This is a genomic window from Streptomyces sp. NPDC046900 (assembly GCF_040644975.1).
Taxonomy (GTDB): domain Bacteria; phylum Actinomycetota; class Actinomycetes; order Streptomycetales; family Streptomycetaceae; genus Streptomyces.
Map to the genome: position 1 here is coordinate 20,400 of NZ_JBEYXD010000015.1, position 11,879 is coordinate 32,278.

Annotated in this window: 9 protein-coding genes; 8 read left to right on the plus strand and 1 reads right to left on the minus strand. The window is 69.2% G+C overall.

Annotation, left to right across the window (positions count from 1 at the left end; all coding sequences use genetic code 11):
- Nucleotides 1-28 precede the first annotated feature (28 nt).
- Nucleotides 29-1,315, plus strand: coding sequence for an ATP-dependent Clp protease ATP-binding subunit ClpX (clpX, locus tag ABZ904_RS17430; RefSeq protein WP_359390802.1), 1,287 nt, complete (start codon nucleotides 29-31; stop codon nucleotides 1,313-1,315).
- Between the two features lie 152 nt (nucleotides 1,316-1,467).
- Here the strand turns inward: clpX and ABZ904_RS17435 are convergent, their stop codons facing one another.
- Entirely contained in the window at nucleotides 1,468-2,469 is a 1,002-nt protein-coding gene (locus tag ABZ904_RS17435) for a hypothetical protein (RefSeq protein ID WP_361824033.1), read from the minus strand.
- A gap of 139 nt (nucleotides 2,470-2,608) precedes the next feature.
- On the opposite strand from ABZ904_RS17435, the gene ABZ904_RS17440 reads away from it, so the two are divergent.
- The 7 genes from ABZ904_RS17440 to mreD all read left to right on the plus strand — a co-directional run bounded on the left by ABZ904_RS17440 (nucleotide 2,609) and on the right by mreD (nucleotide 11,810).
- On the plus strand, nucleotides 2,609-5,260 hold the full coding sequence (locus tag ABZ904_RS17440; protein WP_361824036.1) for a valine--tRNA ligase: 2,652 nt from the start codon (nucleotides 2,609-2,611) through the stop codon (nucleotides 5,258-5,260).
- A gap of 872 nt (nucleotides 5,261-6,132) precedes the next feature.
- The gene (locus tag ABZ904_RS17445; RefSeq protein WP_359390815.1) at nucleotides 6,133-7,641 is read left to right on the plus strand and encodes a folylpolyglutamate synthase/dihydrofolate synthase family protein; all 1,509 of its coding nucleotides are present in this window, start codon (nucleotides 6,133-6,135) and stop codon (nucleotides 7,639-7,641) included.
- 6 nt (nucleotides 7,642-7,647) lie between these two features.
- Complete coding sequence (locus ABZ904_RS17450) at nucleotides 7,648-8,001, plus strand: DUF4233 domain-containing protein (RefSeq protein WP_359390818.1); 354 nt, start codon at nucleotides 7,648-7,650, stop codon at nucleotides 7,999-8,001.
- 217 nt (nucleotides 8,002-8,218) lie between these two features.
- Nucleotides 8,219-8,632 (plus strand): nucleoside-diphosphate kinase, encoded by a 414-nt coding sequence (gene ndk / locus ABZ904_RS17455; RefSeq protein WP_359390822.1) that lies wholly within the window; start codon nucleotides 8,219-8,221, stop codon nucleotides 8,630-8,632.
- 342 nt (nucleotides 8,633-8,974) lie between these two features.
- Entirely contained in the window at nucleotides 8,975-9,994 is a 1,020-nt protein-coding gene (locus ABZ904_RS17460) for a rod shape-determining protein (RefSeq protein ID WP_359390825.1), read from the plus strand.
- Between the two features lie 172 nt (nucleotides 9,995-10,166).
- Nucleotides 10,167-11,129: a rod shape-determining protein MreC gene (gene mreC, locus ABZ904_RS17465; RefSeq protein ID WP_359390828.1), complete on the plus strand. Its 963-nt coding sequence runs from the start codon at nucleotides 10,167-10,169 to the stop codon at nucleotides 11,127-11,129.
- A gap of 12 nt (nucleotides 11,130-11,141) precedes the next feature.
- On the plus strand, nucleotides 11,142-11,810 hold the full coding sequence (gene mreD / locus ABZ904_RS17470; protein WP_359390832.1) for a rod shape-determining protein MreD: 669 nt from the start codon (nucleotides 11,142-11,144) through the stop codon (nucleotides 11,808-11,810).
- The last annotated feature ends 69 nt before the right edge of the window (nucleotides 11,811-11,879 follow it).

Here is an 11,879-nt window from a genome sequence, read left to right on the forward strand (position 1 = left end):
CGTCTCCCAGGCGAAGGGGAAGCACACCGTGGCACGCATCGGTGACGGCGGCGATCTGCTCAAGTGCTCGTTCTGTGGCAAGAGCCAGAAGCAGGTCAAGAAGCTCATCGCAGGCCCCGGTGTGTACATCTGCGACGAGTGCATCGATCTCTGCAACGAGATCATCGAGGAAGAGCTCGCGGAGACGAGCGAGGTGCGCTGGGAGGAACTCCCCAAGCCCCGCGAGATCTACGAGTTCCTCGAGGGGTACGTCGTCGGCCAGGAGGCCGCGAAGAAGGCCCTGTCCGTCGCGGTGTACAACCACTACAAGCGGGTGCAGGCGGGTGAGAACGGCGGCGCTCAAGGCCGCGACGACGCCATCGAGTTGGCGAAGTCCAACATCCTGCTGCTGGGCCCGACGGGCTCCGGCAAGACACTCCTGGCCCAGACTCTCGCCCGCATGCTGAACGTCCCGTTCGCCATCGCCGACGCGACGGCGCTGACGGAGGCGGGGTATGTCGGCGAGGACGTCGAGAACATCCTGCTCAAGCTCATCCAGGCGGCCGACTACGACGTCAAGAAGGCCGAGACGGGCATCATCTACATCGACGAGATCGACAAGGTGGCCCGCAAGAGCGAGAACCCGTCGATCACCCGGGACGTCTCGGGTGAGGGCGTGCAGCAGGCGCTGCTGAAGATCCTGGAGGGCACGACGGCCTCCGTGCCTCCGCAGGGCGGCCGCAAGCACCCCCACCAGGAGTTCATCCAGATCGACACGACGAACGTGCTGTTCATCGTGGGCGGCGCGTTCGCGGGCCTGGAGAAGATCATCGAATCCCGGGCCGGCGCGAAGGGCATCGGCTTCGGCGCGACGATCCGCTCGAAGCGGGAGCTGGAGTCGAAGGACCAGTTCGAGGACGTGATGCCCGAGGACCTGGTGAAGTTCGGCATGATCCCGGAGTTCATCGGCCGCCTCCCGGTCATCACCTCGGTCCACAACCTCGACCGCAAGGCGCTGCTGCAGATCCTGGTGGAGCCGCGCAACGCCCTTGTGAAGCAGTACCAGCGCCTGTTCGAACTCGACGGCGTGGAGCTGGACTTCGAGCGCGAGGCCCTGGAGGCCATCGCGGACCAGGCGATCCTGCGCCAGACGGGCGCCCGCGGTCTGCGCGCCATCATGGAGGAGGTCCTCCAGGCGGTGATGTACGAGGTCCCGTCCCGCAAGGACGTGGCCCGCGTGGTCATCACGGCCGATGTGGTCCTCTCGAACGTGAACCCGACCCTGATCCCGCGTGACGCGCGCGGCCGGGGAGCGGGGGAGCAGAAGACGGCGTAACCGGCATTCGGTATGTCACACAGAGGTGCCCGGTGCATGCAGCACCGGGCACCTCTGTGTGTGTCGACCCTGGTGAGACTGAGCCGCCAAGCAACTACGGGGCGTCCCGCACCACAGCGGGGCGCCCCGTTTCGCTGGGATTCAGCGCAGCGTCAGCCCTTGACGCGGACCTGGTCGTGGACCTTGGTGGTGACGTCGATCGCCGTGTCCTTGGTGACGTCGGTGGTGTTGTCTCCGGGGGAGACCATGGCGAGCGTGCTGTAGTCCGCCCACACGCAGAACCAGTCGGTCTTCTCCTTCTTGGTCACCGCGTTCGTGCCCTTGGCCGCCTGGCACTTCATCAGCGCGCCGTCCAGGTCCGCCGACTCCGGCGAACCGAGCAGCTCTGCCTTCTGGCCGGTGCTGCCGCCGGTGGAGCTTTCCTCGGTCTGCTTCTTGATCAAGGCGAAGAACTTGTCCAGGGCGGCCTCGGGGTCGGCGATCTTGCCGTAGCCGCCGACGAACGTGATGGACTTGGCCGCTGCGAGGTCGGCCGTGCCGGGCGCGGTGGACGGGTCCTTGGGGTTGTACTTGCTGAAGTCGGCCGCGGAGTAGATGCCGAAGACGGCCGTGCCGTTCTGGACGCCGCTGGCCTCGAGGTTCTTCACCGTCGACGAGTCGTTGGCGGCGGAGCCGTCCCCGGTGACCCGGGTGTAGTCGCCCAGGATCTTGCTCGGCGTCGTCAGCTTGTGCGGGCCGTCGTCGGCGAGGGCGGAGCCGCCGCCCCCGCCGATCGCGAAGTACGCAACCACCGCGATCGCGGCCACGACCGCCACCGCACCGGTGACGATGAGGCCCGTCTTCTTCTTGCCGCCGGCCGGTGCCGGCGGCTGCGGAACGCCGTACGGCTGCTGTCCGTAGGGCTGCTGTTCGGGGGGCGCCTGGCCGTAAGGCGGCGGGGTGGGCTGCTGGCCGTACGGGTTGTGCTGGGGCGGGATGCCCTGGGGTGCCTGCTGGGGGTAGCCGTAACCGGGCTGGGGTGCCTGCGGAGTCTGCTGGGGGTAGCCGTAGCCGGGCTGGGGTGCCTGCGGTGGACCGCCGTAGGGGCCCGGCTGACCGTACGGCCCGGGCTGCTGAGGCGGTCCGGAGTACGGGCCCGGCTGGTTGTGGCTCATCTTCTGGGTTCCCCTCCAGAGACGCTTATGGATCCCTCACATCCTGGCGCAAGCGGAAGAGTGCCACGGCCGGGCCATGCTCACCGTTACGAAAGAATCGCGTTTCGGGACGGGCCGGTGACACCCCTAAACTGACCCCGTGACCGAGAACGCTCAGCAGCAGCCATCAGCGCCCGACACCGAACTGCCGACCCAGTACGCGCCGGCCGCCGTAGAGGGGCCGCTGTACGAGCGCTGGGTAGAGCGGGGTTACTTCGAGGCCGACGAGAAGAGCGAGAAGCCTCCGTACACCATCGTCATCCCCCCGCCGAACGTCACCGGCAGCCTGCACCTCGGGCACGCTTTCGAGCACACCCTCATCGACGCCCTGACCCGCCGCAAGCGCATGCAGGGCTTCGAGACGCTCTGGCAGCCGGGCATGGACCACGCCGGCATCGCCACGCAGAACGTCGTGGAGCGTGAGCTGGGCAAGGAGGGCAAGTCCCGTCACGACCTCGGCCGTGACGCGTTCGTCGAGCGCGTCTGGCAGTGGAAGGCCGAGTCCGGCGGGCAGATCTCCGGGCAGATGCGCCGACTGGGTGACGGTGTCGCCTGGTCGCGTGAGCGGTTCACGATGGACGAGGGCCTGTCCCAGGCCGTCCAGACCATCTTCAAGCGGCTCTACGACGACGAGCTCATCTACCGCGCCGAGCGGATCATCAACTGGTGTCCGCGCTGCCTCACCGCGATCTCCGACATCGAGGTGGAGTACCAGGACGACGACGGCGAACTCGTCTCCATGAAGTACGGCGAGGGGGACGACACGATCGTCGTCGCCACGACCCGTGCCGAGACCATGCTCGGTGACACCGCGGTCGCCGTCCACCCGGACGACGAGCGCTACAAGCATCTGGTCGGCAAGCTCATCAGGCTGCCGCTGACCGACCGTTCCATCCCGGTCGTCGCGGACGAGCACGTCGACCCCGCGTTCGGTACCGGCGCCGTCAAGGTGACCCCGGCCCACGACCCGAACGACTTCGAGATCGGCCAGCGCCACGACCTGCCGGCCATCACGGTGATGGACGAGCACGCGGTCATCACCGTGCACGGTCCCTTCCAGGGCCTGGACCGCTTCGAGGCCCGCTCCGCCATCGTCGCCGCTCTGCGCGCCGAGGGCCGGATCGTCGCCGAGAAACGGCCGTACGTCCACTCGGTGGGCCACTGCTCGCGCTGCAAGACCACCATCGAGCCGCGGCTGTCCATGCAGTGGTGGGTCAAGGTCGGCCCGCTCGCCAAGGCCGCCGGTGACGCGGTCCGCGAGGGCAAGGTCAAGATTCACCCGCAGGAGATGGAGAAGCGGTACTTCGACTGGGTGGACAACCTCCACGACTGGTGCATCTCACGGCAGTTGTGGTGGGGCCACCGCATCCCGGTCTGGTACGGGCCGAACGGCGAGGTCGTCTGCGTCGGCCCGGACGAGCAGGCCCCGAGCGGCGAGGGCTGGCGTCAGGACACCGACGTCCTCGACACCTGGTTCTCCTCCGGCCTGTGGCCGTTCTCCACGCTGGGCTGGCCCGAGCAGACGGAGAGCCTCGCGAAGTTCTACCCGAACTCCGTCCTGGTCACCGGCTACGACATCCTCTTCTTCTGGGTCGCCCGGATGATGATGTTCGGCCTGTACGCGATGGACGGCACCCCGCCGTTCCACACCATCGCCCTGCACGGCATGGTCCGCGACCAGTTCGGCAAGAAGATGTCGAAGTCCTTCGGCAACGCGGTCAACCCGCTGGACTGGATGGACAAGTACGGGTCGGACGCGCTCCGGTTCACCCTGGCCCGCGGCGCCAACCCGGGTGTCGACGTCCCGATCGGCGAGGACTGGGTCCAGGGCTCGCGCAACTTCGCCAACAAGATCTGGAACGCCACGCGGTTCGCCCTGATGAACGGTGCGACGGTCGAGGGCCCGCTGCCCGCGTCCGAGCGGATGTCGGCGACCGACCGCTGGATCCTGTCCCGTCTGAACTCGGTCGTCGCCGAAGTCGACGCCCTGTACGAGGACTTCCAGTTCGCCAAGCTGTCCGACGCCCTCTTCCACTTCGCGTGGGACGAGGTCTTCGACTGGTACGTCGAGCTGTCCAAGACCACGTTCCAGGCGGGCGGCGAGGCCGCGGAGGTCAGCAAGCGCGTCCTGGGCGAGGTCCTCGACGTCACCCTGAAGCTGCTGCACCCGATCGTGCCGTTCGTGACGGAGACGCTGTGGACCACCCTCACGGGTGGCGAGTCGGTCGTCATCGCCGAGTGGCCGAAGGCCGTGTCGGTTCCTGGGGCCGACGCCCCGGGCGGCTTCCGTGACGCGGCCGCCGAGCGGGAGATCGAGACCCTCCAGTCGGTCATCACCGAGGTCCGCCGCTTCCGCGCCGACCAGGGCCTGCAGCCCGGCCAGCGCGTTCCGGCCCGGCTGACCCTCGACGGCACCTCGCTCGCCCCGCACGAGGCGGCCATCCGCCAGCTGCTGCGCCTGCAGCCGGAGGGCGAGGGCTTCACCGCCACCGCGACCCTGCCGGTCGCGGGCGCCACGGTCGCGCTGGACCTGTCCGGCACGATCGACGTGGCGGCGGAGCGCAAGCGCCTCGCGAAGGACCTGGCCGCAGCGGAGAAGGAGAAGGCCCAGGCCACGGCGAAGCTCGGCAACGAGGCGTTCCTCGCCAAGGCCCCCGACCAGGTGGTGGAGAAGATCCGCACACGGCTCGCCAAGGCGGACGAGGACATCGCCCGGATCCAGGCCCAGCTGGAGCGCCTGCCGCAGGCATAGGGGTTCCGTGCGGTGAGGTGGACCCGCCGCGCACAGTCCGCGTAGAACGCCCGGCCCGGGAGACCCCGGCCGGGCGTTCCCCGTGCACGGCCGGCGAGTGCGCCGGGGGCGGCGAATTCACCCGAACGGTACGGCACATCGGGCGAAAGGCCGCCCAACCGGACCATGGGGCGTGAGGGCACACCTACGCCATTTGGGAGGCGCGCCCTGCGCTGAACCGCCCTACGTCTCGGCACGGCCGCCGGCCTGGCCGCCGCACTGGCCGTCGTCTCCGCGGCGTCCGCCGCCGCATCGCCCCCCGGCGGCGCGCAAGCCGACGGCCACCGCGCGGAGACCATCCGGTTGACCGCGAGGCAGGCTCAGTCCCAGTCCCCTGATCTGGGTACGAAGGGGCTCAGCCTGGGCGACGAGCTCGTCATCGCCGAAGACCTCTACAGCGGCGGCAGGAAGATCGGCGACCACAGTGTGGTCTGCACCTATATCCGGGTCCAGCCGGGCGATGTCCAGCTGCAGTGCGTCGGTACCTTCGCTCTGCCCGAGGGCGAGATCACCTCCCAGACGCTCCTCCACCTGAAGGGCCAGGCGACGCCCGCACCGCGGTCGACATCGCCCTCACCGGTGGTTCCGGGGCCTACAGCACGGACCGGGGGTATGTGCACACCGTCGCGGCCGGTGGAACGGAGCGGCAGGTCACCTTCCACATCACCCTGGACGATCCCTCGGCGGGATAGGTCCCGCCTCGACGGGCGGGACACACTCGCCCGCCCGCGCGGGGCCTCTTTCCGGGCTCCCGGCGGCGCTCGGGCAGCCGCCCCCCGGCGGCATGGCTGCCCGCGACCGCGCCTGTCACCCGTGCTCCGTAGACTGGCCCTGTGAGCGACCTGCCCCCGCGTGACGCCAATGAGAGCGATCCCTTCGAAGACATCGTCTCGGCCGAGACCGACCGGGACCCCGATCTCGCGGTGATCGAGGCCGGCAGCCGTACCCTGCGCACCCAGGGCGGCCCGCCGCAGGCCGAGGTGCCCGCGCGGCCCACCGACCCCGAGGTCGACAAGGCGCTGCGGGCGGTCGAGGCCGAACTGGCCACGCGCTGGGGCGAGACCAAGCTGGAGCCGTCCGTCAGCCGTATCTCGGCGCTGATGGACGTGCTGGGGGAGCCGCAGCGGTCGTATCCGTCCATCCACATCACCGGGACCAACGGCAAGACGTCCACCGCCCGCATGATCGAGGCCCTGCTCGGCGCCTTCGAGCTGCGCACGGGCCGGTACACGAGCCCGCACGTCCAGTCCGTCACCGAGCGGATCAGCCTGGACGGCGCGCCCGTCTCCGCCGAGCGGTTCATCGAGACGTACGACGACATCAAGCCGTACGTGGAGATGGTCGACTCGCAGCAGGAGTACCGGCTCTCCTTCTTCGAGGTGCTCACCGGCATGGCGTACGCGGCCTTCGCCGACGCCCCCGTCGACGTCGCGGTCGTCGAGGTCGGCATGGGCGGCAGCTGGGACGCGACGAACGTGATCGACGGGGACGTCGCGGTGGTGACCCCCATCGACCTGGACCACACCGACCGGCTCGGGGGTACGCCCGGCGAGATCGCCGAGGAGAAGGCCGGGATCATCAAGCAGGGCGCCACCGTCATCCTGGCCCAGCAGCCGGTGGACGCGGCCCAGGTGCTGCTGAAGAAGGCCGTGGAGGTGGACGCGACCGTGGCCCGCGAGGGCCTGGAGTTCGGCGTCGTCTCCCGGCAGGTGGCGGTCGGCGGCCAGCTCCTCACCCTGCGCGGCCTCGGCGGCGAGTACAACGAGGTGTACCTGCCGCTGCACGGCGCCTACCAGGCCCACAACGCCGCCGTGGCGCTCGCCGCGGTCGAGGCGTTCTTCGGGGTGGGCTCCCAGCGGCCCGAGCCGCTGGACGCCGACACGGTCCGCAAGGCCTTCGCCTCGGCGTCCTCCCCGGGCCGTCTGGAGGTCGTACGGCGCTCCCCGACGGTCGTCCTGGACGCCGCCCACAACCCGGCGGGCGCCCGCGCCACCGCCGACGCCGTGAGCGAGGCCTTCGACTTCAGCCGGCTGATCGGCGTCGTCGGCGCGAGCGGCGACAAGAACGTCCGGGGTCTGCTGGAGGCGTTCGAACCGATCTTCGCCGAGGTCGTGATCACCCAGAACTCCAGCCATCGCGCGATGGACGCGGACGAGCTGGCCGCGATCGCCGTCGAGGTCTTCGGCGAAGAGCGCGTGCAGGTCGAGCCGCGGCTGCCGGACGCCCTGGAGGCCGCGATCACGCTGGCCGAGGAGGAGGGCGAGTTCGCGGGCGGTGGCGTGGTGGTCACCGGCTCCGTCATCACGGTCGGCGAGGCCCGACTGCTTCTGGGGAAGGGCTGACTCTCCGTGCGCACACTCTGTTCTTCGACCCTGATCGGCGAGTTCTTCGTCATCGGTTTCGCCGCTCTGGTCGCGATGAAGGACCCGAACCTGTCCACCGGCACGGTCTGGACCGTCAGCGGCGTCGCCATGGCGCTCAGCGTCGTGCTGTGCGGCGTGATCACCCGTCCCGGCGGCGTCCTGCTGGGCTGGGCGCTGCAGATCGCGCTGATCGCCTCGGGGTTCGTGGTCCCGACCATGTTCCTGCTGGGCGCGATCTTCGCGGCGCTGTGGTGGGCGTCGGTCCACTACGGCCGGAAGATCGACGAGGCGAAGGCCCGCTTCGCGGCCGTCCAGAGCAGCGAGAACAGCCCGGCCTAGTGGTGCGGCGTCCGGCGCCCGGGGAGCCCGTCACGGGCCCCGCCGCCGGCTCTGTAGGGCCGAGCCGTGGTGCCTCGGCCCGTACGCCACCGCGGGTCGGGGACGGCCGCTCGTGTGGCCCCCGGCCCCTTATGGGGTGCGCCTGACGCTGTGTGAAAACCTCCCAGTACCGCCCTGTAGCCTCATCCTCCCGCACCACCGATAAAGGAGTCCTCTCGTGACCTCGCGCACCCTCGTCCTCCTGAAGCCCGACGCCGTCCGTCGCGGGCTGATCGGCGAGATCATCGGCCGTATCGAGCGCAAGGCCGGCTGGACCATCAGCGCGCTGGAGCTGCGCACCCTGGACCAGGAGACCCTGGAGCTGCACTACGGCGAGCACAAGGGCAAGCCGTTCTACGAGCCGCTGGTGGAGTTCATGGCGTCCGGCCCGGTCGTCGCGCTCGTCGTCGAGGGCGAGCGGGTCATCGAGGGGCTGCGCGCGCTCGCCGGGCCCACCGACCCGATCGCCGCCGCTCCCGGCTCCATCCGCGGTGACTTCGGTGTCATCGTCCGCGAGAACCTGATCCACGCCTCCGACTCGGAGGAGTCCGCCGAACGCGAGCTGAAGATCTTCTTCCCCGGCCGCTTCTGAGCGTACGGGCGATGAACTTCTGAACGCGTCTTGTGAATATTTCTGAGGGTTTGTCACGTCACCCGGATGCCGGAACGGGACGGCTGAAAAATTCAGCCGTCAAAACCCCGCCAACGCCTGGCATATGCGCCCCGTTCGGGGGAACGGCTACCCCCGAACGCCCGTCTCCTGGAGCGAGGCGACGCGTCATCTGCTGACAATGGCGAAGACCCTCGCGCAGTGTTTCGTGCAGGCGAGACTACGATGTAAGCCTTCACGTCACAGCACCCACTTCGCCGCCCCAACAAAAGCCGTGAAACGCTCAAACTTGGGAAGGCCAGACGAATCCTGATGGGGAACTCAATGTCGTTCATCGGCCGTGACATGGCTGTCGACCTCGGGACCGCCAACACGCTGGTGTACGTCAGGGGTCGTGGGATCGTACTCAACGAACCGTCCGTCGTCGCGATCAACACCAACACCGGTGGCATCCTCGCGGTCGGCGCGGAAGCGAAGAAGATGATCGGCCGGACTCCGGGCAACATCGTCGCGGTCCGCCCGCTCAAGGACGGTGTGATCGCCGACTTCGAGATCACCGAGCGGATGCTCCGCTACTTCATCCTGAAGATCCACAAGCGGCGGTATCTGGCTCGTCCGCGGGTCGTCGTCTGTGTGCCGTCGGGCATCACGGGCGTTGAGCGCCGTGCCGTCATCGAGGCGTCCTCCCAGGCCGGCGCGCGCCAGGTGCACATCATCGAGGAGCCCATGGCGGCCGCCATCGGCTCCGGCCTGCCGGTCCACGAGGCCACGGGCAACATGGTGGTGGACATCGGCGGCGGCACCACGGAGGTCGCGGTCATCTCGCTCGGCGGCATCGTCACCGCCCAGTCCATCCGCGTCGCGGGTGACGAGCTGGACAACGCGATCATCCAGCACATCAAAAAGGAGTACTCGCTCCTCCTCGGTGAGCGGACGGCCGAGCAGATCAAGATCACGATCGGTTCGGCGTACGAACTCGACGCCGACGAGCACACCGAGATCCGCGGCCGGGACCTGGTCTCCGGGCTGCCCAAGACCGTGGTCATCTCGGCGGCCGAGGTCCGCAAGGCGATCGAGGAACCGGTCAACGCGATCGTGGACGCTGTGAAGACGACCCTCGACAAGTGCCCGCCGGAGCTGTCCGGCGACGTCATGGACCGAGGGATCGTGCTCACCGGCGGCGGTGCCCTGCTGCGCGGGCTCGATGAGCGGCTGCGCCGGGAGACCGGCATGCCGATCCACATCGCCGAGGACCCGCTGGACAGCGTGGCGCTGGGCTCCGGCAAGTGCGTCGAGGAGTTCGAGGCACTCCAGCAGGTGCTGGACGCCCAGCCCCGCAGATGACGCGACGCGTCGATTCCGCCGTACGAGACGTTCGCCTCTCGTGCGGCGGATCGTTGATATAGAGGCATAAACTCCCCCATACCGTCCCCGGGTTCCGCCCACGTTCCCACCGGGCACCGCGCTCCCGGGGCCCGCCCTGCACAATCCGACGAGGAAGGCACGGCCGCCGCACGTGAGGGACACACGAGAGAGCCGGCTGCTTCTGCTGCTGCTGATTGCCATCGCGTTCGCTCTGATCACGGTGGACATCCGCGGCGGCCAGGACTCGCCGATCGAAGGTGCCCGTCAGGCCGCTGCCACGGTCTTCGGCCCGATCGAGAACGGGGTGTCGACCGCCGTCGACCCCGTGGGCAACGCGATCGCGGCCGTACGCGACTCCGGCAGCCGCCACGATCGCATCGCCCAACTGGAGCGTTCCAACGCCTTGTTGAAAGCGAAGCTGGGCAGCGACGACCGCAACCGCAGCCGCCTCAAGCAGCTCGACAAGATGATCCGGATGGCAGGTGAGGGACAGTACGGGATCAAGGGCGCCGAGGTCATCGCCATAGGAGCGGCCCAGGGCTTCTCCTGGACCGTCACCATCGACGTGGGCGCGAACGACGGCATCAGGCGCGACATGACCGTGCTCAACGGTGACGGGCTGGTCGGCCGCGTCACCACGGTCGGCCCCGACACCTCGACCGTGCTGCTGGCCAACGACCCGGACTTCACGGTCGGTACGCGCATGGAGAGCAGCGACGAGCTCGGTTTCGCCTCCGGACAGGGCGACCGTCCGCTGCGCGTCCAACTGCTCAACGGCAAGGCCGACGTGAAGAAGGGCGACCGTCTGGTCACCTTCGGCTCGCAGGCCGACAGACCGTTCGTGCCCGGTGTCCCGGTCGGTGTGGTCTCCCGGGTCGACCCCTCCGGCGGTGATCTGACCCGTACGGTCTACGTGACGCCCTTCGCGTCTTTCAGCAAGCTCGACGTCGTCGGTGTCGTCGTCCAGACGCCCAAGAAGGACCCGCGGGACACCGTTCTGCCCCCGAAGCCCAAGCCGACGCCAACGCCGACCGTGACGGTCACCGTCACGCCCTCGGACCCGGCCACCGTCACGCCCTCGGCCCCGGCCACCGGCCCGCAGCAGACGCCTTAGGAGCTGAACCAGATGCGCCTCAACCGGATGCTGCTCTCCACCACTCTGGTGATCGTCGCCCTGGTCATCCAGGTGTGCGTCCTCGCCCGTCTGCACCTGCCGGGCGCCGTGCCCGACCTCGTGCTGCTGACCGTCGTCGCCCTCGCGCTGGTCTACGGCCACGTCGGCGGCTGCCTCATCGGCTTCGGCGCGGGCCTGCTCTCCGACCTCGCCCCGCCCGCCGACCACGCCGCTGGCCGCTACGCCCTCGTGCTCTGCGTCATCGGCTACCTCGCCGGACTCGCCCGGCCCGACAACGGCCGACTGAAGTCGGCGACGGCCCCGATGGCCGTGGTGGTCGCCGCCGCGATCGGCTCCACCCTGCTGTACGCGGGCGTGGGCGCCCTGGTCGGCGACACCGCCGCCCGCCATGTGGGCCTTGCCGGCCTGCTGTTCACGGCCGCGGTGTACGACCTGCTGCTCGCGCCGTTCGTCGTGCCCGGGATCATGGCTCTGGCCCGCCGCGCCGAGAACGACCCGCTCGCCGACTCCAGCTCCACCAAGGCGACGGACGTCGCTTCCGGCTGGCTGTCCTCCGGCACCGGCTTGCGCATCGGCAGCCAGCGCGGAGGACTGCGGGTCAAGGCGGCCAAGGCCCGGGTGTCCCGCGCGGGACGCATCAAGGGGGTCAAGAGGCTGTGAGGACCGGCTGGACGGCCGCCTGGTCGCACAGGTTGGCCGTGTACTCGTATGACGTGTACGTGCACGGAG

Bases quoted from the DNA above. Each gene is read 5' to 3' on its own strand.
- mreD (WP_359390832.1), top strand. From the start codon at position 11,142: ATGCGCCTCAACCGGATGCTGCTCTCCACCACTCTGGTGATCGTCGCC.
- ABZ904_RS17460 (WP_359390825.1), top strand. From the start codon at position 8,975: ATGTCGTTCATCGGCCGTGACATGGCTGTCGACCTCGGGACCGCCAAC.
- ABZ904_RS17435 (WP_361824033.1), bottom strand. From the start codon at position 2,469: ATGAGCCACAACCAGCCGGGCCCGTACTCCGGACCGCCTCAGCAGCCC.